This is a genomic window from Clostridium sp. NSJ-145 (assembly GCF_021044725.1).
Classification (GTDB): Bacteria; Bacillota; Clostridia; order Clostridiales; family Clostridiaceae; genus Clostridium; species Clostridium disporicum_B.
In genome coordinates, this window is sequence record NZ_JAJNOS010000003.1 from 117651 (window position 1) to 138712 (window position 21062).

The following is a 21062-nucleotide window of genomic DNA, read 5'->3' on the forward strand; positions in this document are numbered from 1 at the left end:
TTTAAGCTCGTGCACGCCTAATTTTTGTTTCATCTGCAGAGATTACTATTACATTAGCTCCAACCTTTGTAACACAGTCCCATGGAATTTCTACATATTCACGGCTAGATAAAAAACTAAATTTACTACCATTTACTCCTACGATCATATATTTTATATAACCATTTTCATCTATAATAAAATCAATGTTCTGAGCATTGTCATATTTCTCAGCTGATTCTAAATTAAATATTTCAAATCTTTCTAATTCACTAAGCATTTTTAAGCTATTATCTGCTTTTTTTTCATAATATTCATAATCTTTCATAAGAACTACCCCCTTATCTATACATAAGTTTATGCGTTTAGGAGGTAGTTTAGTACACTTCATAATTCAATTATTGTTATATTATAAAATTATTTTATTATTGAGTTTAATTTAGTAATATCTACACTTTGCCCAACATATGCGGAGCTAATAATTCCTGGTTTAAAGCATCTCTCCAATACACAGTTTATGTCTTCATTACTAATTTTGTTAATTTTATTTATAACATCTTCTTGAGTCTTTATTTTGTTTTGTAATAAAACTGATTTTGCATTTGCAAACATTCTAGACGAAGTGCTTTCTAATCCCAAAATATAAGATGCCTTTATTTTTTCCTTATTAATTTTAAGTGTTTCTTCACATATACCATTCTTACTAAACATTTTTAATTCTCTATCTATTACTTCTAAAGCATTATCAGCAAATTGTTTGCTTAATCCAGTATATATATTTAAAGTACCAACACCTAAATATGTTTGAGGGTATGAATATACTGTATAGCATAACCCTAGTTCTTCTCTAACCTTTTGAAAAAGTATTGAAGACGCTCCTCCACCAAATACGTTATTTAATAATAATAACGAATAAGATTTATCATCAGCATAAGGTAGCCCTTGTAATCCAAGATTAATATGAAGTTGTTCTATTTGCTTCTCTGTAAAAGCACTATCATTATGAAGTGTTGGAATTGTATATTGAGGTGTATATTTATCAGTTGTTTTCCAGCCACCAAAATAATGCTCGATTTTCTTTTTAAGTTCATCTATATCAAATTTTCCACAAATACTTATTACAGAGTTAGAAGGTGTATAATGTCTATCTATATAGTTTTTTATTTTCTCTCTATCAAATGATTTAATTCTATCTATTGTTCCTAATATTGGATATGCTAAAGTACTATCTCCAAATATAGCTTTAGAATGTATATCATCTAAAACATCTTCTGGATTATCTTCACTCATATTTATCTCTTCAATGACTACGCCTTTTTCTTTTTCTATTTCTTCTGCATCAAATTTAGAATTTAATAACATATCAGATAAAACATCTAAACACAAATCCATTTGGGTATTTAAAGATTTTAAATAATAACAAGTAGTTTCTTTACTTGTAAATGCATTTATTTGTCCACCAATATTTTCTATTTCCTGCACTATATCTTTAGATGTTCTTTTTTCTGTTCCTTTAAAGAACATATGCTCAATAAAATGAGATATCCCATTCTCATCTTTAGTCTCATTTCTTGATCCATTTTGGACCATTACACCAATACTTATTGAATTAACATGTTCAATATACTCTGTTACTACTCTTAGTCCATTATCTAATGTATATAAAGTAAACATAATTTCCTCCCTCACTTTGTTGCTTTGCTTTTAGTTTATTTTAATATAGTAATAATTATTCTCTATATTAAAAAAAGAGAATTTAATAATTCTCTTTCATTAGTATATTATTCACTTTTTTCTTCTTCATCAGGTAAAGCATCTTTTCTTGATAGATTAATTCTGCCTTGTTGATCTATTTCAGTTACCTTAACTAAAATTTCGTCTCCTACAGAAACAACGTCTTCAACTTTATTTACTCTAGCCTTATCTAATTTTGAAATGTGACAAAGTCCTTCTTTATTTGGTAATATTTCAATAAATGCACCGAATGTAGCTATTTTAGTTACCTTTCCTAAGTAAACTTCACCTGGTTGCACCTCTTTTGTTAATCCTTCTATAATCTTAATAGCAGCATTAACACCATCATGATCAGGAGAAGATACAAATACAGTTCCATCTTCTTTTATATCAATCTTAACACCAGTATCTGCAATTATTTTATTAATTACCTTTCCACCAGCACCGATTACATCTCTGATCTTTTCTGGATCGATTGTAATAGTAGAAGTCTTAGGAGCAAATTTAGAAACTTCTTTTCTTGCTTCTGGTAAGCATTCATTTATTTTATCTAAAATAAATAATCTAGCTTTTCTTGCATCATTTATAGCCTTAGTTATTACATTAAAGCTTAATCCTGCAATCTTTGTATCTACTTGAATTGATGTAATACCTTCAGTAGTACCAGCAACTTTAAAGTCCATATCTCCAAAGAAATCTTCAATTCCTTGGATATCAGTTAATACTTCTTCTTTAGTTAAATCTTCTGAAGTTATTAATCCCATAGCTATACCAGCAGCTGGTCTTTTTATTGGAACCCCTGCATCTAATAATGCTAATGTTGAACCACAAACTGATGCTTGTGAAGTTGATCCATTAGAACTTAATACTTCTGATACTAATCTAATAGTATATGGGAATTCTTCTTCAGATGGTATTAGTGGCTCTAATGCTCTTTCAGCTAAAGCACCATGCCCAATTTCTCTTCTACCTGGACCTCTTAATGGTTTTACTTCTCCAACTGAATATGCAGGGAAGTTGTAGTGATGCATGTATCTCTTAGATTCTGTTTCACCTATACCATCAATTATCTGGATATCACCAACTGCTCCTAAAGTAGCAACAGTCATTACTTGAGTTAATCCTCTTGTAAATAATCCAGTTCCGTGTGTTCTTGGAAGTAATCCAACTTCACAACTTATTTTTCTTATTTGGTCGAAGTCTCTTCCATCTGGTCTTCTCTTATGATTTAAAAGCATATCTCTAACAACTTCTTTTTGCATGTTATATACGATTTCTTTTATATCAGCTACATTATCAGGATATTTTTCAGCAAACTCCTCATTAATCTTATCGTTTACTAAATCCATTGCAGCATTTCTTTCATCTTTATCTGTAATCCACATTGCTTCTTTTATCATTTCACCAGCAAATGTAGCTATTTCAGATTTTAATTCACTATTTGGTTTATAAAGTACAGGTTCATCCTTTGTTTTACCAAACTTACTCATAGCTTCTTCTTGGAATTGAATTATATCTTGACACTTATCAAATCCATATTCAATTGCTTTTATCATTACATCTTCAGGTATTTCATCTCCACCTGCTTCAATCATCATAACTCTATCTTTTGTAGCACAAACAGTTAATTGAAGAATACTTTCTTCTCTCTCAGTTGAAGTTGGATTTAAAACAAAGTTTCCATCGATAAGTCCCACTTGCACCGCAGCAACAGGAGTTGTGAAAGGTATACTTGATACGCATAATGCCATAGAAGCAGCATTTATTGCTAGAATTTCTGGTAAGTTATCTTGTTCTACAGATACTACTGTACAAACCACTTGAACATCATTTCTATATCCCTTTGGGAATAAAGGTCTAAGAGGTCTATCTACTGCTCTACCAAAAAGTATTGCATTTTCAGAAGGTCTTCCCTCTCTTTTAATAAATCCACCTGGAATTTTCCCAACAGCATATAATCTTTCTTCATACTCAACGCTTAATGGGAAAAAATCTATACCTTCTCTTGGTTTTTCTGAAGCATTAACATTAGTTAGTATTACTGTATCTCCATAGCTCATAAAAATAGCTGCATTTGATAACATTCCAACTCTACCAAATTCAACTTTCATATTTCTACCTGCTATATTTTTTTCAAGCACATTAATCATTTAATAACCTCCTTTCAGGTCTATCATACAAATATAATTTTTTAAAATAATAGAGCGGAAAAACCCGCTCTAAAGATTATCTTCTTAAGCCTAATTTTGAAACGATAGCTCTGTATCTTTCGATATCTTGAGCAGCTAAGTAGTTTAAGAATCCTCTTCTTTGTCCAACCATCATTAAAAGACCTCTTCTTGAGTGGTGGTCTTTCTTGTGCATCTTTAAGTGAGCTGTTAAAGAGTTGATTCTTTCTGTTAATAATGCGATTTGAACTTCTGGTGAACCTGTATCACCTTCATGTCTTCCGAATTCGTTGATTATTTCTTGCTTTCTGATTTTATCCATTTTTCTTACCTCCGTAAATATATCCCCTAGCTCCATGAAATGAGAAATCACCCTCAAATCTTAGAAATAGGTTTTCCATAAAGAATTATAACAAACTAATTATGTCTTGTAAATACAAATTAATTATTTCCTATAATTTTGTTATATTTATAATTACAATAAACTTATAAGTCTATTTTTGTCTTATTGTTTCTTTACCTTCAGCCAAGATTTTATCTTTTTTTAATTGACATACTAATTCATCAATTCCACTGAATTTCATTTCATCTCTTATTCTATCAATAAAATATAATTTTATTTCTTCATCATATATATACTTATCAAAATCTAGAATATAGGTTTCTATAGTTAATTCTTTCCCATTTACTGTAGGATTATTCCCAATTGATGTAATTCCTTTATAAATTTTACCATTTACTTCAACATTAGTATAATAAACCCCTACTTTAGGTATTAATTTATCTTCTGTTAAATTAATATTAGCTGTTGGAAACCCTATTTGTCTTCCAAGTTTTTTACCATGAACTACATTACCGTTAATTGTATATGGTCTTGATAACATCTTATTAGCTATAGCTACATTTCCGTTTAATATTTCTTTTCTTATTCGTGTAGAGCTAACAACATCACCTTCATATATATATGGCTCCATTACATAAAGTTCATAATTATATTTTTCTTTAAGTTCATTTAAAAGATCAATATCCCCTAGATTTTTATAACCAAACCTAAAATTGAACCCAACAACAATTCCTCGTATAGAATAGTCATTACATAGCCATTTTATAAATTCTTCTGGATCCATTTTCATTACTTCTTTATCAAAAGTTTTTAACGCTAGAATATCAACATTTTCATTTAGTAATATATCGATTTTCTCTCTATTAGTCATTAGCAAATCTAGATTATTTTCAGCCATTATTACTGTTCTAGGATGATTCTTAAAAGTAAATACCATCGATTTACCTTCATTATCCTTAGCTAATTCTTTAACCTTATTAATTAAAGATAGATGTCCAATATGAAGACCATCGAAGCTGCCTAAAGCAACATAATTGCTTCTTTTTGGTTCTAATAAATTAACATTATCTAATACTAACATTATCTTCTCCTAAGTAATTAATAACTTCTCTATCTTAAATCCATTATTGTTCTTACTTCCAATTCCTAATAAATTATTATTTTCATCATATACTCTATATAATTTATTAGCAATTAATTTCTCATTTGCAACTCTCGAATCAAATACATTAACTCCATTAACTAAAAGCTTAGCAAATTTATTATTCACAACTATCTTGTCAAATTCATTTAAAGCTTCTTCTATCGAAATTAAATTTTGAGTTAAGTTATCTTTAGTTAGTTCATTTATATTAACTGAATTTTCTATTAAAAATCTAGAAGTTTTTACTCTACACAACTCTGTCATAGCTGCATAAACTCCAAGTTTCTCTCCAATATCGTAACATAAGCTCCTTATATATGTTCCTTTTGAGCAAGTTACTTTCATAGATATATATGGATTGTCAATTTTAATATCTTCTATATTATATATAGTTATATTTCTCCCTGGTCTTTCAACTTCTATTCCTTTTCTAGCTAATTCGTATAATCTTACTCCATTTTGCTTTAACGCTGAATACATTGGTGGAACCTGACAATATTCTCCTTTAAAAGAGTTTATTGTATTTAATATTTCCTCATATTTTAAGAAAGAGCTATCTCTTTCTTCAAGAATTTCACCTTCTAAATCATAAGTAGTTGTTTTTAATCCTAGTTTAAAGGTAACTTCATAAATTTTTTCTGAATCCATTATGTAATCAATAATTTTTGTGGCCTTACCGATACATACAGGTAGAACCCCTGTAGCCTCAGGATCAAGAGTACCAGTATGTCCAACCTTTTTGATTTTGCATACCTTTTTGACTTCTCTAACTACATCAAAAGAGGTCATTCCCTTTGGTTTAAAAATATTTAAAACACCATTCATATTCTACAACTCTTTCTCTATTTCTTTTAAAAGAATTTCTTTTGCTTCATTTATAGATTTCTCTTTAATAGCTATCCCAGCAGCTTTAGTATGACCTCCACCACCGAAAATCTCAGCAATCTTTCTTACATCTACATTATTTTTTGAACGTAAACTACATTTTACGCCATTCTCAACTTCTTTAATTAAAAGTGTAACTTCTACACCTTTAATTTGTAACCCATAAGATATAATGTCAGACGTATCACCAATTTCTATACTAAATTCATCAGCAAAGCTATTTGGTAATTCAATTAAAGCTACTTTCCCATCTAATACTAATTTCATATTACTTATTACTTTACCAATGAACCTTACTCTATCAAATTCCTTATTATCGAAAAGACTTTGATAAATATAAGTATTATTTACACCAATCTTTTTTAAATTACTAGCAATTAGTAAAGTTCTATCTGTTACATTTGAATGTCTAAAACAACCTGTATCTGTAACTAAAGAAGTATACAAGCATGTAGCAACACTTAATGTTTTTTCATTACTTATAGATAAATCTACTCCTAATAACCCTAGAAGCTCATATACTATTTCAGCTGTAGCAGATGCTGATGTATCTACATAATTACTATCTCCGTAAAAATCATTAGAAAGGTGATGATCTACATTTAATAAAACACCATTAAAATTATTTAAATTAGCACAAACTCTTTCTAAGTTTCCACAATCTAAAACTATTACAACATCTGTGTCTTCAGTTGGTTCTGTTATATTTCCTGTTACTTCATTTGATGTAGGAAGATAATTAAGATTTTCACTTAACTTATCTTTTGATATGATGTAAGCATCTTTATTAATAATACGTAATCCTTGTAGAAGTGCAAGGACACTACCTACAGCATCACCGTCTGGTGATACATGGTAGGTAATGCCTATCTTTTTTGCACCTAATAATATTTCACTAATAGACTTTAAGTCCATTTTTATTTATCCTTAACCTTTGCAATTAGTTCTTCAATATGCATTCCATAATTAATTGAATCGTCTAATTCAAATAATATTTGTGGATTATATCTTAAATTAATTCTTTGACCAATTTCTCTTCTAATATATCCACTTGCATTCTTTAAGGCTAAAAACGTATTATTTTTTTCTTCTTCATCTTTTCCAAATATACTTACATAAACTTTTGCGTATCTTAGGTCTTTAGTAACTTTTACATCAGTAACAGAAACCATTGCAGTAAGTCTTGGATCTTTAATTTCATTTCTTATAATATTACTTATTTCTCTTTTTACTTCTTCGTTTATTCTTCCGCCTCTATAGTTAGCCATTTAAATCACCTCTTAAAGCTCTTTTCTTTTAATAGCTTCCATTGAATATGACTCGATTACGTCACCTTCTTTAAGATCATTGAATTTTTCAACGCTTAATCCACATTCATATCCTCTTGCAACTTCTTTAGCGTCATCTTTAAATCTCTTTAAAGAAGCAAGCTTTGATTCAAATATAACTATTCCATCTCTAATAACTCTTATTTCAGAATTTCTAACTATTTTACCATCTGTTACATAACATCCAGCTATAGTTCCTACATTAGAAATCTTATATGTCATTCTTACTTCTGCTTTACCATTAACAACTTCTTTATATTCTGGATCAAGCATACCTATCATAGCTGATTTAACATCTTCTATAGCATCGTAGATAATTCTATAAGTTTTAATTTCAACGCCATCTCTATCAGCTTGAGCGATTGCATTGTTATCAGGTCTTACATTGAATCCTATAACTATTGCATTAGAAGCAGCTCCTAAAGTTACGTCTGTCTCTGTTATTGCACCAACAGCTCCATGAATAACTCTTACTTTAACATCATCAGTTGATAGTTTTTCTAATGATTGCTTAATAGCTTCTACTGAACCTTGAACGTCAGCCTTAACAACTATTGATAATTCTTTTACTTTTCCTTCTTGAATTTGGCTATATAAATCTTCTAGAGATACTCTATTAGATGATTGATGACTAGCAGTTCTTATCTTTTCTTTTCTAGCTTCAGCCATATTTCTAGCAGTCTTTTCATCTTTAACAACTACAAATCTATCACCTGCTGCTGGAACTTCAGATAAACCTAATACCTCTACTGGAATTGATGGACCAGCTGATTTTATCTTCTTTCCTCTATCATCAAACATAGCTCTTATTCTACCATAAGTAGAACCAACTAAAATTGAATCACCAACATTTAAAGTACCATTTTGAATAAGTAAAGATGCTACAGCTCCTCTACCTTTATCTAACTTAGCTTCTATAACAGTTCCTTTTCCTTTTCTATTAGGATCAGCTTGTAATTCTTGCATTTCAGCAGTTAAGATAACCATTTCTAGAAGACTTTCAAGATTTTCACCTGTCTTTGCAGAAACAGGAACACATATAGTATCTCCACCCCAGTCTTCTGATACTAATCCATGCTCTGTTAATTCTTGCTTAACTCTGTCAATGTTAGCACCTGGTCTATCTATCTTATTTATAGCTACTATCATTGGAACTCCAGCAGCTTTACAGTGGTTTATAGCTTCTTTAGTTTGAGGCATTATTCCATCATCTGCAGCAACAACTAATATTACTATATCAGTAACTTGTGCACCTCTTGCTCTCATTGCTGTAAAAGCTTCGTGACCTGGAGTATCTAAGAATGTAATTTTTTCACCATTTAAAGTTACAGTATAAGCACCTATATGTTGAGTGATTCCACCTGCTTCTGATGCTGTAACCTTTGCATGTCTTATAGCATCTAATAATGATGTCTTACCATGGTCAACGTGTCCCATTACAGTAACTATTGGAGGTCTCTTTTCTAAGTTTTCTTCTGAAACTTCTGAATCATCTTCAAACTTTTCTAGTTCATTAGTTTCTTCTTTTCTTGCAACTAAAACTTCATATTTTTCACATACTTTTTCAGCTGTATTGAAATCTATTTCTTGATTTAATGCAGCCATAACTCCTGTAAATATTAAAGTTCTAATTACGTCGTTACTAGGCTTACCAAGTTTTTCAGCTAATTCTTTAACTGTTATAGTGTCACCTATTTCAATAACTCCTGAAGCAGCTTCAGCATTTCTTTCAATTTCTTCTTGCTCTAATTGCTTCTTAGTTTTTTTCTTTTTTCTTACACCTTTGTTTAATTCTTCAGCTAATTGCTCTTCATATTCGTCAACGATAGTTTTCTTTTCTCCATCTTCTGAATTACTATCTGAAGATCCACCTAATAATTCTTTTATAAGCTCTGCATCTTCATCTTCAATAACGCTCATATGGTTTTTTACTTCTATGCTAAATTCGTCCATTAATAAATTTATTAAATCTTTAGAGCTAACATTAAGCTCTTTTGCCAATTCATATACTCTAATCTTTGACAATAAAATCACCCCCGGTTAATTTGTTACTTTTTCTGTTTGGTACAATGCTAATAGCTTTTCTGCCATATTTTTATCTTTTAAAGCTAAAATTTTAATTTCAGCTCTTCCAATAGCAATTCCAAGCTCTTCTTTTGAAAAATCTTCAATTAAAGGTATTTGTTTTTCTGCACAATGATTTCTAAACTTTCTTTTTGTACTATCTGATGCATCATTAGATAGTATTACAAGATATAAATTAACTTTATTTCTTTGTTCATCACACTTGCTATAACCTTCAATTAAATTTCCAGATCTTTTTGCTAAACCTAGAAAGTTAAAAAATCTATTCATTTTCTATCTCATTCCTTAGTCTGTTGTATATCTCTTCATCTATAACAACATCTAGATTTCTACTTAATCTCTTTGCTTTAAAAGCTTTTTCAAGACATTCAGAATTTTTGCATACATAAGCGCCTCTTCCAGATTTTTTACCAGTTAAATCTACTGAAACTTCTCCATCTGGGCTCTTAACGACTCTTATAAGCTCTTTTTTGGGTTTCATCTCCATGCAACCAGTACACATTCGTAAAGGTATTTTTTTTACTTTCATAAAAAATCACCTCTATTCTGCTGATGCTTCCGCTTGAGATTTGCTCTTTATGTCTATCTTCCATCCTGTTAATTTCGCAGCCAATCTAACATTTTGACCTTCTTTACCTATAGCTAACGAAAGTTGGTTATCTTCTACAACGACCTTAGCTGACTTGTTTTCTTCATCTACATCTACACTTAATACTTTTGCAGGACTTAAAGCACTAGCTATAAATTCTTCTGGATCTTTACTCCATTTAATTATATCTAATTTCTCACCTTTAAGTTCATTTACTATATTTTGAACACGAGCACCCTTAGGTCCAACGCAAGCTCCCATTGGATCAACATTTTCATCGTGAGAAACTACAGCAACTTTACTTCTTGATCCTGCTTCTCTTGATATACTCTTGATCTCTACTACACCTTCATGAATTTCTGGAACCTCTAGTTCAAATAATCTTTTAACTAATCCTGGATGAGTTCTTGATACAACAACTTGAGCTCCTTTTGGTGTATTTTTAACTTCTACAACATATAACTTAACTTTTTCTGGGAATTTATAGATTTCTCCAGGCATTTGCTCATTTGGTCCTATTGCTGTTTCAAGTTTTCCTATATTAACGAATACATTACCTTTATCTTTTCTTAATATTGTACCAGTGATGATATCATATTCTTTTTCTTTATACTCGTTATATATAATGCTTCTTTCAGCTTCTCTAATTCTTTGTGTAACAACACCTTTTGCAAGTTGTGCTGCAACTCTACCAAAGTTTTTAGGTGTAACCTCGAAATCAACTACATCGTTTAAATCATATTTAGGATTTAATTCTTTTGCCTCTTCTATACTTATTTCAGTTACGTTGTCAAAAATCTCTTCAACAACAATTTTTTGAGAGTAGACATGAATTTCTCCGTTATCTCTATTAATTGTAACTTTTACATTTGCAGCTGCTGAATTAGGTCCTGCATAATTCTTTTTGTATGCTGCCTCTAATGCATCTTCTATAGTTTCAAATAATAAATCCTCACTTATACCTTTTTCTTTAACAATTTCTCTAAGAGCTCCTATAAACTCCTCATTCATTTTAATTGCCCTCCTTGCTATATTTCCCCTTCTAAGTTTGTAGATTTTATCTTATCTTTAGGAATAGTTTGTAATTTTTCATCTTCTAGTTGAATAACAATGTTATCTTCATTTACTTCTTTTAACGTACCTTTAAAGTTCTTATTTCCATCTAATGCTTTAGTTAATCTAACTAAAACTTCTCTACCAACAAATTTTACATAGTGATCATTAGTAAATAATCTTCTGTTTAATCCTGGTGAAGAAACTTCTAAGAAATAAGCTTCTTTTATAGGATCTACTTCATCAAGCACATCACTAACTCTTCTTGAAAGAGCTTCACAGTCAGATAGGAAGATTCCCCCATCCTTATCTATATATATTCTTAAATAATACTCTCCATTTTCCTTAACATATTCAATATGATAGATTTCTAAGTTAAGTTCCTTAGCCATAGGCTCAACAATTCCGTAAATCTCTTTAATTAAAGACTCAACTTTCATATTAACCCTCCTTTACAATATTCAGTTTTTAAGTAATTTAAAAATGTACGTAAAAACGCAACTAGGTAAAGTAGTTGCGTTCAAATAGAAAAAGCGGGAATTTATACCCCACTTTGTTTTTAAGCTATTAGTAAATTACTTCTTTTTAAATGTTAACATACTTCACTATAAAATACAAGGGGTATATATTACATTTATCCCCCCTATTTTAAATTTGCCCAATTTAACTCATTTTATTCAAAGTAAAACACATTTTAAATACTATATAATTAAATCTTTTAATAATGGCTCAAAGAATATACCATTTCTTTCATCGGCATTTTCTAAACTCGTCATATATACAGCATTTTTAATAAAGTCACACGCTTTATTTACAGCTATTTTAAAATCAAACCCTCTAACTAACATACCACAAATTATAGATGCAAATATATCCCCTGTTCCACTGTAGGATTTATTATTATACGGATTAGAAAAACTGAAACTTTCATCTCGCTCTTTATCATATGCAAATGTTATTACTTCATCATCTTTTATAACACCAGTTATAACTACCTTCTCAGGGCCAAGTTCAGAAATTTCTCTTGCTATTTCAAAAAGAGTCTCTTCATTAATAACATCAACAACATCTTCATATTTTCTATCTGTTAAAATACAACATTCAGTTAAATTAGGAGTTACAATATTAGCATGTTTAACTAAATCTTTTACTTTATTACACATTTCTATTGTATAAGTTTTATATTTTTCACCGTTATCTCCCATAACTGGATCAACTACAATTAAAGCTTCTCGATATCTCTCTATTAATTCTATAACAATATTAATTTGATCTTCTGAACCTAAGAAACCACTATATATACCATCGAAACTTAAATTCATACTAGTCCATGAATCTATATAATCTCTCATTTCATTAGTAAAATCATAAAAATGAAAATTAGGATATTCTGTTTGACAAGATAAAATAGCTGTTGGAAGAGGGCACGGTTGCACTCCTAACACAGATAATATAGGAATCGCTGCAGTTAATGAACATCTACCTATCCCTGCTATATCTTGAACTGTCGCAACTTTTTTTACCACTTTTGACACTACAACACCACCTATACATATTCTGCAACTAAACAAAAACTTTCTTATAAATAATCACTATATAATTTTGCTACCTTATCAAAGGCTTTTAAAGAATTTTCTATCTTTTCATACTTAATACAATAGGAAAGTCTAAAATGGCCATTACAACCAAATACCGATCCTGGTACTGCTAATATATTAAATTTCTTTAATTCATTACAAAATTTATTGTCATCTTCTATTGGAGACTTAGGAAATAAATAAAAAGCTCCATTAGGTTTTAAGCATTTAAATCCTAAGCTAACAAGGTGATTATATAATAAATCCCTATTTTTCTTATATATATTAACATCAACTTCTAAATCTAAAGATCTTCCTACAACTTTTTGAAAAAGCGATGGTGCATTAACAAAACCTAATACTCTATTTGCAATATTTAATGCAGCTAAAATTTTTGATATATTATTCATCTTAGGATTAACTACAATATAACCAATTCTTTCTCCTGGTAATGATAAAGACTTACTGTACGAATATACAATTAAAGAGTTATGATAATACTTAAGAATAAAAGGCACCTCGACTCCATCATATACAATTTCTCTATATGGTTCATCTGATATTAAACAAATTTCAGTACCTAATTTCTCCGAACTTTCTCTTAATATATTACTAATAGCTTTAATAATCTCCTCAGAATAAATAACCCCTGAAGGATTATTTGGAGAATTAATAATTACAGCTTTAGTTTTAGCAGTAATTTTTTCTTTTAGCTCATCTAAGTTTGGTTCAAAATTATTTTTATCACAAGAAACAATTACAGTTTTACCATTATAGTTATTGATATAATTTATATACTCTCCAAAATATGGAGCAAAGATTATAACTTCATCATCTGGATTTACTAAGGTCTTCATAATAATATTAAGTCCACCTGCAGCCCCACAGGTCATAATAATATTTTTATCTTCTAATTGTATTCCTTTAGTTTTAGTTAAATGCTCCGCTATATTTTCTCTTACAGAAAAATAACCTGAATTATTCATGTATCCATGTACCTCTAACGGATTTTCTTCATTTAAAATTTTAATTATATTTTCTTTAATTTCGTTTGGAGGAGTTACATTTGGATTACCTATACTAAAATCAAAAACATTCTCTTCTCCATATAATTGTTCTAATCTCTTACCTTCATCAAACATCTCTCTAATGACAGAGTTATTTTTCATTAAGGTTTCCATACTCTTTGATACCATATTAAATGCCCCCTTTTAATGATGGTGTTTTATTATACCTATTGCTACACCTAAAATACTTACCTCTTTATCTACTAAACTTATCTCACTATATCTATTGTTCGCTGGTATAAGTTTAGGATATTTACCATTAGTATTTAATATTTTTAATGTTGCTTCACCATCTAATGAAGCAGCTACAATATCATTATTGTAAGCTGTATGTTGTTTCTTTATAACAACTAAATCACCACTAAAGATATTTTTATCTATCATACTATCACCCTTAACTTCAAGGATAAATGTATCTTTACCACGTTCAAGCCAACCAGCTGGCAAGTAGAAGGTTTCTCTCATCTCATCATTTATTTCAATTGGATTACCAGCAGCAATCTGATTAAATACAGGTATCTCCTTTAACTCATTTTCTTTAAATACTAAATTATCCTCTAAATAAATTTCTTTAGTTCCACCTAAACTATCTATATTAAAATCAAATTCATTTTTATGCTTTAAATTAATATATTTAAACTTCTCCATATAGTCTACCTTTTTAGCTTCATTATTAATTGGTAATCCCTTTAATATATAAGTTTTATTTTTGTACTCTTCTTCTAAATAAGTTGTCTTTTTTCCTTTAACAAACCAAGAATCTATCTCTGTAGTTTCTTCTGTATTTATTGTAAATGTTAATGAAGAAGTACTAGATATGTTATATAATGATGAAATAAATTGAAGCTCACATCTAGTAATCTTCTCTCCACCATCAATTATTATATGCTTAAACTTTTCATTTACATTCTTGCTAAATTCTTTAGCAAATTTAACACGATCATACTTGTCCATAAATTTATTTTGAAGCATCTTTTTATTATACATTTCCATAAGGTTATATAATAATTTTCTTGATATAGAGTTTTTTCGTAATCTTTTTATAGCTCCTGTTCTGCTACAATTCATATACTCTTCAAATGTAAAGTCACATGATTTAATCCAAAGAATTTCCTCTAATAAAGATTCCAAAGGGAGATTTTTAATCAACTTAGATTTCTTTCCGTAGGCAGTGATAATATCATTAAAATCTTCATCTTTAATCAATTGAATTAAAGACTCCTTATTCTTATACACTAACTTCATATCATTATACATTTTATATTTATTAGAATATTCTAGTATAAGTTCTGGCAACGAAAGAATTGTCACCTTCTCATCTATTGAAGAAAATAATGAATAAAAATAATTTTTATCTTTTATCTCATTATATTTAGACTTGATATTATTAGCACTATCATTATTTAAAGCTAAATACAATATTCTATCTTCATTATATATACAATAATTATTTTCAAGATTTATTGTTCTATATAATGAAGCAGTTGTTTTACCACTATTATTTTTACCTTTTAAAAATGATACTCCCATAGACTTATTATTTATAAATCTATTTTGACCTTTAGTTAACTTCATAAATCCACCTACTGACAATATGTATATGATAAAAACTCCAAAGAAAACTACTTTGGAGTCTACATTATAATTTTATTAATCCATTACTGAATTGTCAACCAAATTTTATTAATTATATTAATAAATAGCTTTAATGTATTTTATTTATTTAAATATTCTTTGCAATTATCATCAAACTCTTTAATCATTTTATCTGCAATATCAAAATTTGCTATAGAAGCACCAGCAGCTAGCATATGTCCGCCACCGCCAAATTTTGCAGCTATATCATTTACTCTAGGTCCATTTGATCTAAATTCACAGAACACTCCACCATCTGGCTTTTCAACAAAGAACATCCAGTTTATAATTCCTGCTGTATCTTGAAGAGCATTAACCATTCTTACAGCTTTCATTGTTTCAAGCCCAAAGTTAGCTACATCTTCTTTTGGAACCTTTAAATACGCAACTCCATTTTCAGTCTTTTTATAGTTTGAATATATATATCCTAAGAATTTCAATTCTTCTTCTTCTCTTCTATACATATTTGCATAAATCTCTTTTGTTTCTAAGTCAAATGTTATTTCCGATAATTTTTTAAAGATATCTGTAGGATTTTCAACATAAAGGAATCTTCCTGTATCCCCTATAATTCCTGTAAATAAAGCTTTTCTTCCTTGCTTTTCAATCTTAAGTTTATCTTTATTGCTTAAATATAAATCTAAAATCATTTCACAAGTAGATGTATAATTTGTATCTACCCATGTAAGATTTTCAAAAGGTGCATCAAAAGGCTTGTGGTGATCAATCTTTAAAATATATCCACAGTTATTAAATTCTTGGTTATCTACTCTAGGTGCATTTGCAACATCTAAAATAATTGCAAGTGTATCTTTATCAAGTTCTTTTGATTCATCCATCTTTCCTATGTATTCAAGATTTTTAGAATGTTCCCCAAATAATAATACTTTTTTATCTGGATATGTACATTCAATTATATTTTTAAGAGCATTTTGTGCTCCATATGAATCTGGATCCGGAAACACGTGTCTAAATAATACTATCTTATCAAATTCTTCGATTTTTTCTATAATTTCTTTCATTGGTGCGTATATCATTATTTTCCTCCTATAATTTACGATAATATATATCTGTAAAAAAAATCCCTACATAGCTATATATTATAACTAAGTAGGGACTTTAAATCAATTAATTGTTAGTATCCTCAATATTAACTTTCGCTAATACGCCTATACTCTAATAACTTCAAATTATTAAATTAAATGTTTTATTTCAAACTATTGTCTGCTTATTGAAGTTTCAACTTCTGATAATAAATCTTTAACAAAAGTATCTAAATCAGTAATGTTTCCTGTAACGAATGCTGCATACTTTTCTTCAACTGATGTTCTTGCTGATTGAGCATTGTTAACAGCTGGAGTGTAGTAAGCATATTCTAAAGCTTTTTGAGCTACATTGTAAATTTGACCATAAAGGTTAGTTTCATCTTCAATTAATGCTTTAACTGAATCTAAATCTTGAGCAGACTTTCTAACTGGTAAGTAACCTGTTGAAGTTGCAAATTTAGCTGTATTTTCAGTGCTAGTTAAGAATTTCATAAATTCATATGAAGCGTATTGTTGTTCAGCTGAAACAGTAGATGTAGCAAATAAAGAAGCACCTTGTTGGATAACAGCTTTGTCTTTTCCTTCAAATACTGGAACTTCAACTACACCTATTTCGAAAGCACCATTTGTATTGATATGAGCAAATCCTGCTGAAGAACCTTGGTAAGTTAACATCTTTTGGTTAGAGAATGGACCTGAAAGGAACTTATCCTCTCCAGCAATTCTAAAGTATCCTTTAGTAGTTTGTTCTTGTAAGAATGGCATAAATTCTCTTACCCATTCATTATCAACATTGATTGTACCATCTAATTCAACAAAGTTCATTCCACCCATTTTTAAAGTTGAAATGTAAGCATTTGAAGAAGAGTCAAATCCAAATCCAGCTATTCCTAATTCATCATAAGCTTTCTTTGAAATTTCAGCTAATTTTTCCATAGTTAAGTTTTCCATGTCAGCCATAGTATAACCTAACTTTTCAAGTAAAGTTTTGTTTACGTATAATACTTCAGTTGATTTAGTCATTGGTAAACCATAAACTTTTCCTTCTTCCCATTGAGATAGCTCTGCAATGAATGCGTCTACGAAATCATTTTTCATATCATCAGCCATACCAACGTTTTCGTCGTTTATGTATGTAGCTAAATCTACTATTTTACCTTCATTTATTAATCCTGTAGCTAAATCAGGATAAACATTTATGATTGCTGGTAATGTATTAGATTGAGAAGCTGCTATAACCTTCTTGTTAAGATCTGCAACACTTCCTTGAGCAACAGCATTTACAGTTATCCCCTTATCGTTTGTAGTATTGAACTCTTCAACGATTTCTTGTAATGTTTCAGCTTGTTTACCAGTCATGTAGTGCCACATTTCTATAGTTACAGGCTCTTGTAGTTCTGTTACTATATCAGCATTTGAAGAAGCTCCTTTAGAACATCCAACGAAAGCTGAAGTAGCAACTGCTGCAGTCATTAATACTGCTAATAGTCTTTTTTTCATTAGTACCACCTCTTGTAAAAATTTTAATTTATATATCAAGAATTCCATTTATCCCATTTTAATGAATAAAAAAAGATTAAAATTTTTTGAGCTAAGAAGTTACCTTGATTAAATCAAGGTTCCTTCATGCTCTAAAACTTTTTTAAATCATTAAATAAAATTATGTTATTCCTAATAAACTATCCTTTAATTCCCCCGATAGAAATACCACTCATTATCTTCTTATGAAGGAAAATATAAACTGCAATTATTGGCATTGTAATTATAGTTGAAGCTGCCATAATTAACTCATATTGATTTCCTGCATCAGATTGGAATGCTGTTAATCCTGTTGCTAACAGTCTCATGTTTTCTTTATTAGTAACTAATAATGGCCATAAGAATGCATTCCATGAATTTATTCCTACTAGTATACAAATTGTAATTATTGAAGGCTTGGCCATTGGAACAACGATTCTCCATAAGAATTTCCAATCACTTGAACCATCAACCTTAGCTGCATAATATAATTGTTTTGGTATCTTTAAGAAGAATTCTCTAAGCATATAGATGTACAGAACGTTTGCCATGTAAGGAACAAATAGTGCTGTATAAGTATCCATAAGACCTAATTGAGATATTGTCTTAAAGTTTGTAACTATTAAAACTTCACCTGGTATCATCATTGAAGCTAAGAAAATTGAGAATATTAAATCTCTTCCCTTAAATTCTAGATGAGAGAAAGCGAAAGCTGATAATATTGCTATTATAACTGTACTAATTATACTTAAAATCGTAACTATAATAGTATTTATAAAATATCTTCCAAATGGAGCCATTGATAATGCTGTGCTGTAATTTTCCCATAATATTTTATTAGGAACCATTGTTGGAGGTGTTTGGATAACCTCAAAACTATCCTTAAAAGATGATGCTATCATCCAGTAAAATGGGAATAAAGTAATTATAGCAAAAGCAACTAATATAAAATACTTTAAAGCTACTTTTATATTTAATTTATTCTTCATGTCCGCACTCCTTAATAATGAACTTTATTACGTGAAATTGTTCTTTGAACAAACGTAACAGTTAAAATTATTATTAATAATACTACTGCTGCAGCAAATGCTAATGGGAAATCTTGGTCCCCATAGAATCTATCAATAATATATCTAACTACTGTAGATACTGCACCATCTAGTGTACGTCCTCCAAATAGAACATAAACTTCTGTATAAACCTTAAATGCTGCTATTAAGCTGATTATATATGTATATACTATCATAGGAGAAACTAATTTAATTGTTATCTTTCTAAATATAGTTCCATCAGTAGCTTGGTCTATTTTAGCTGCTTGATAGTATTGCGGATTAATTGAAGCTATTCCTGTAGTTAAAATTAGTGTATTAAACGCTAAACTCTTCCATACTGCAAAGATTATTAATGCAAGCATTGCATATTTAGGATCATTAAGCCAGTTTACTGGATTAATTCCTACTAACCCTAACAGGTAGTTTATAATACCATACTCACTATTAAATAACCAAGACCATACTACACCAATTGCAACTAAAGAAGTTACGTATGGTAAGAAGTAAATACTTTGGAAAACCCCTCTTACTTTTTCATTTTTTATATTTACTAATGAATTTGCAAGTAATAGTGAAATACCAACAGATAATGCTGGAACTACTGCTGCATAAATACATGTATTAATAAGTGATTGTATAAATCTCTTATCTTGGAATAAGTATCTGTAACTATCAAATCCAAATACAAATCCCGGAGCTTTAGTTTCATCAAAACTTCCTACTATAGTAGTTATAATTGGATAGAAAACAAATACACCTAATATAATTAATGCTGGTAATAAATATATATATCCTTTACGCCCTTTTTTTAGCATTTTGTTACGAACGCCTCACTTTCAGCGTCAAACACATAACTCTTACCAGTTTTAGGTCTAACTATTAATTCTTCACCTTCATTGATATAGAACTCTTTATCAACTAACATCTTATAAGTTCTATCATTATGTTCTAAAGTTAATAATCTTTCTCTACCAAGTATTTCTACTGTCATAACTTTTGTTTTAAGACCTTCTGTAGCAACTTCAAAATCTTCTGCTCTAACACCTAAAGTACCTTTAGACATATCTTTTGGTAGATTGTCTATTTTTAAAGTATCAATAGTGCATTCTCCGTTGTTTATTGTTAGGTCAATGAAGTTCATTTCAGGACTTCCTATGAATGACGCAACAAACTTGTTACAAGGGTTCATATAAATATCACTTGGAGAAGATATTTGTTGTATTGCTCCATCTTTCATTAAAACTATTTCGTCTGAAATACTCATAGCCTCTTCTTGGTCGTGAGTAACGAATATAGCAGTAACCCCTGTTTCTTTTTGAATTCTTCTTATTTCTTGTCTAGTTTCAACTCTTAACTTAGTATCTAAGTTTGAAAGTGGTTCATCTAGTAATAAGATATCTGGATTCTTTGCAATAGCTCTTGCTATAGCAACTCTTTGCTGTTGTCCTCCAGAAAGTTGTGCTGGCTTCTTATCTAATTGATCTTGAATTTTTACTATCTTAGCAACTTCAAGAACTCTTGCTTCAGCCTTAGCCTTGTCCCATTTTAAGTTCTTTAAAGGGAACATTATGTTTTCTCTTACAGTCATGTGAGGATATAGTGCATAGTTTTGGAAAATTAAACCTATTCCTAATTTTTCTGGATCTAATCCAGTAACATCTCTGTCTCCAAAGAATATCTTACCACTGTGTGGCTTATGTATTCCTGAAATAGTAAATAATGTTGTTGACTTACCAGATCCTGAAGGTCCTAATAATGAAACAAGCTTACCTTTTGGTATTTGTAATGTTACATCATTAATTGCCTTAAAATCTCCAAACTTTACAACTAGATTTTCTAGTTTTATACCCATTTGTAAT

The 21062-nt window shown here is 29.6% G+C and carries 21 protein-coding genes; all 21 read right to left on the minus strand.

The annotated features are described in order from the left end of the window. Window position 1: 1 nt before the first annotated feature. Entirely contained in the window at window positions 2-307 is a 306-nt protein-coding gene (locus LQE93_RS04395) for a YlmC/YmxH family sporulation protein (protein ID WP_055262953.1), read from the minus strand. Window positions 308-396: 89 nt separating this feature from the next. Further along, window positions 397-1653, minus strand: coding sequence for a M16 family metallopeptidase (locus tag LQE93_RS04400; RefSeq protein WP_055262951.1), 1257 nt, complete (start codon window positions 1651-1653; stop codon window positions 397-399). Between the two features lie 107 nt (window positions 1654-1760). After that, complete coding sequence (locus LQE93_RS04405) at window positions 1761-3863, minus strand: polyribonucleotide nucleotidyltransferase (protein WP_231072169.1); 2103 nt, start codon at window positions 3861-3863, stop codon at window positions 1761-1763. A 76-nt stretch (window positions 3864-3939) separates the two neighbouring features. Continuing rightward, complete coding sequence (gene rpsO, locus LQE93_RS04410; protein ID WP_055262947.1) at window positions 3940-4203, minus strand: 30S ribosomal protein S15; 264 nt, start codon at window positions 4201-4203, stop codon at window positions 3940-3942. 172 nt (window positions 4204-4375) lie between these two features. Then, on the minus strand, window positions 4376-5305 hold the full coding sequence (locus tag LQE93_RS04415; RefSeq protein WP_231072171.1) for a bifunctional riboflavin kinase/FAD synthetase: 930 nt from the start codon (window positions 5303-5305) through the stop codon (window positions 4376-4378). A gap of 9 nt (window positions 5306-5314) precedes the next feature. Next, window positions 5315-6193 (minus strand): tRNA pseudouridine(55) synthase TruB, encoded by an 879-nt coding sequence (gene truB, locus LQE93_RS04420; protein WP_231072172.1) that lies wholly within the window; start codon window positions 6191-6193, stop codon window positions 5315-5317. Window positions 6194-6196: 3 nt separating this feature from the next. Next, window positions 6197-7168 carry a DHH family phosphoesterase gene (locus LQE93_RS04425; RefSeq protein WP_231072173.1) on the minus strand — a complete coding sequence of 324 codons (972 nt, stop codon included), beginning with the start codon at window positions 7166-7168 and terminating at the stop codon, window positions 6197-6199. A 2-nt stretch (window positions 7169-7170) separates the two neighbouring features. Next, on the minus strand, window positions 7171-7521 hold the full coding sequence (gene rbfA, locus LQE93_RS04430) for a 30S ribosome-binding factor RbfA (protein WP_055262938.1): 351 nt from the start codon (window positions 7519-7521) through the stop codon (window positions 7171-7173). Between the two features lie 12 nt (window positions 7522-7533). After that, entirely contained in the window at window positions 7534-9606 is a 2073-nt protein-coding gene (infB, locus tag LQE93_RS04435; RefSeq protein ID WP_055262936.1) for a translation initiation factor IF-2, read from the minus strand. Between the two features lie 15 nt (window positions 9607-9621). Beyond that, complete coding sequence (locus tag LQE93_RS04440) at window positions 9622-9936, minus strand: 50S ribosomal protein L7ae-like protein (protein ID WP_055262934.1); 315 nt, start codon at window positions 9934-9936, stop codon at window positions 9622-9624. Next, a complete protein-coding gene (rnpM, locus tag LQE93_RS04445) occupies window positions 9929-10195 on the minus strand; it encodes an RNase P modulator RnpM (RefSeq protein WP_055262932.1) in 267 nt (88 codons plus the stop codon). The genes LQE93_RS04440 and rnpM overlap by 8 nt, the downstream gene beginning before the upstream one ends. Before the next feature lie 12 nt (window positions 10196-10207). Further along, the gene (gene nusA, locus LQE93_RS04450; protein WP_055262930.1) at window positions 10208-11266 is read right to left on the minus strand and encodes a transcription termination factor NusA; all 1059 of its coding nucleotides are present in this window, start codon (window positions 11264-11266) and stop codon (window positions 10208-10210) included. Between the two features lie 17 nt (window positions 11267-11283). Beyond that, window positions 11284-11748 (minus strand): ribosome maturation factor RimP, encoded by a 465-nt coding sequence (gene rimP, locus LQE93_RS04455; protein ID WP_055262928.1) that lies wholly within the window; start codon window positions 11746-11748, stop codon window positions 11284-11286. Window positions 11749-12009: 261 nt separating this feature from the next. Further along, a complete protein-coding gene (locus LQE93_RS04460) occupies window positions 12010-12843 on the minus strand; it encodes a pyridoxamine kinase (protein WP_231072176.1) in 834 nt (277 codons plus the stop codon). A gap of 44 nt (window positions 12844-12887) precedes the next feature. Beyond that, window positions 12888-14081: a pyridoxal phosphate-dependent aminotransferase gene (locus LQE93_RS04465; RefSeq protein WP_055262926.1), complete on the minus strand. Its 1194-nt coding sequence runs from the start codon at window positions 14079-14081 to the stop codon at window positions 12888-12890. 15 nt (window positions 14082-14096) lie between these two features. After that, window positions 14097-15527, minus strand: coding sequence for a LexA family protein (locus LQE93_RS04470; protein ID WP_055262924.1), 1431 nt, complete (start codon window positions 15525-15527; stop codon window positions 14097-14099). Between the two features lie 140 nt (window positions 15528-15667). Next, window positions 15668-16624: a DHH family phosphoesterase gene (locus tag LQE93_RS04475; RefSeq protein ID WP_231072177.1), complete on the minus strand. Its 957-nt coding sequence runs from the start codon at window positions 16622-16624 to the stop codon at window positions 15668-15670. Between the two features lie 180 nt (window positions 16625-16804). Continuing rightward, the gene (locus tag LQE93_RS04480) at window positions 16805-18133 is read right to left on the minus strand and encodes an extracellular solute-binding protein (RefSeq protein WP_231072179.1); all 1329 of its coding nucleotides are present in this window, start codon (window positions 18131-18133) and stop codon (window positions 16805-16807) included. A gap of 179 nt (window positions 18134-18312) precedes the next feature. Then, complete coding sequence (locus LQE93_RS04485; RefSeq protein ID WP_055262918.1) at window positions 18313-19140, minus strand: carbohydrate ABC transporter permease; 828 nt, start codon at window positions 19138-19140, stop codon at window positions 18313-18315. 11 nt (window positions 19141-19151) lie between these two features. Next, window positions 19152-20018 (minus strand): carbohydrate ABC transporter permease, encoded by an 867-nt coding sequence (locus tag LQE93_RS04490; protein ID WP_055262916.1) that lies wholly within the window; start codon window positions 20016-20018, stop codon window positions 19152-19154. Then, the gene (locus LQE93_RS04495) at window positions 20012-21055 is read right to left on the minus strand and encodes an ABC transporter ATP-binding protein (RefSeq protein ID WP_231072181.1); all 1044 of its coding nucleotides are present in this window, start codon (window positions 21053-21055) and stop codon (window positions 20012-20014) included. The genes LQE93_RS04490 and LQE93_RS04495 overlap by 7 nt, the downstream gene beginning before the upstream one ends. Window positions 21056-21062: the final 7 nt, after the last annotated feature.

Excerpts from the sequence above, each read along its gene's own strand:
- LQE93_RS04470 (WP_055262924.1), bottom strand. The coding sequence starts at position 15,527 with ATGAAGTTAACTAAAGGTCAAAATAGATTTATAAATAATAAGTCTATG.
- truB (WP_231072172.1), bottom strand. The coding sequence starts at position 6,193 with ATGAATGGTGTTTTAAATATTTTTAAACCAAAGGGAATGACCTCTTTT.
- LQE93_RS04485 (WP_055262918.1), bottom strand. The coding sequence starts at position 19,140 with ATGAAGAATAAATTAAATATAAAAGTAGCTTTAAAGTATTTTATATTA.
- rbfA (WP_055262938.1), bottom strand. The coding sequence starts at position 7,521 with ATGGCTAACTATAGAGGCGGAAGAATAAACGAAGAAGTAAAAAGAGAA.
- nusA (WP_055262930.1), bottom strand. The coding sequence starts at position 11,266 with ATGAATGAGGAGTTTATAGGAGCTCTTAGAGAAATTGTTAAAGAAAAA.
- rpsO (WP_055262947.1), bottom strand. The coding sequence starts at position 4,203 with ATGGATAAAATCAGAAAGCAAGAAATAATCAACGAATTCGGAAGACAT.
- LQE93_RS04465 (WP_055262926.1), bottom strand. The coding sequence starts at position 14,081 with ATGGTATCAAAGAGTATGGAAACCTTAATGAAAAATAACTCTGTCATT.
- LQE93_RS04400 (WP_055262951.1), bottom strand. The coding sequence starts at position 1,653 with ATGTTTACTTTATATACATTAGATAATGGACTAAGAGTAGTAACAGAG.
- LQE93_RS04415 (WP_231072171.1), bottom strand. The coding sequence starts at position 5,305 with ATGTTAGTATTAGATAATGTTAATTTATTAGAACCAAAAAGAAGCAAT.
- LQE93_RS04440 (WP_055262934.1), bottom strand. The coding sequence starts at position 9,936 with ATGAATAGATTTTTTAACTTTCTAGGTTTAGCAAAAAGATCTGGAAAT.
- LQE93_RS04490 (WP_055262916.1), bottom strand. The coding sequence starts at position 20,018 with ATGCTAAAAAAAGGGCGTAAAGGATATATATATTTATTACCAGCATTA.
- LQE93_RS04480 (WP_231072179.1), bottom strand. The coding sequence starts at position 18,133 with ATGAAAAAAAGACTATTAGCAGTATTAATGACTGCAGCAGTTGCTACT.
- rnpM (WP_055262932.1), bottom strand. The coding sequence starts at position 10,195 with ATGAAAGTAAAAAAAATACCTTTACGAATGTGTACTGGTTGCATGGAG.
- rimP (WP_055262928.1), bottom strand. The coding sequence starts at position 11,748 with ATGAAAGTTGAGTCTTTAATTAAAGAGATTTACGGAATTGTTGAGCCT.
- LQE93_RS04425 (WP_231072173.1), bottom strand. The coding sequence starts at position 7,168 with ATGGACTTAAAGTCTATTAGTGAAATATTATTAGGTGCAAAAAAGATA.
- LQE93_RS04395 (WP_055262953.1), bottom strand. The coding sequence starts at position 307 with ATGAAAGATTATGAATATTATGAAAAAAAAGCAGATAATAGCTTAAAA.
- LQE93_RS04495 (WP_231072181.1), bottom strand. The coding sequence starts at position 21,055 with ATGGGTATAAAACTAGAAAATCTAGTTGTAAAGTTTGGAGATTTTAAG.
- LQE93_RS04475 (WP_231072177.1), bottom strand. The coding sequence starts at position 16,624 with ATGATATACGCACCAATGAAAGAAATTATAGAAAAAATCGAAGAATTT.
- LQE93_RS04405 (WP_231072169.1), bottom strand. The coding sequence starts at position 3,863 with ATGATTAATGTGCTTGAAAAAAATATAGCAGGTAGAAATATGAAAGTT.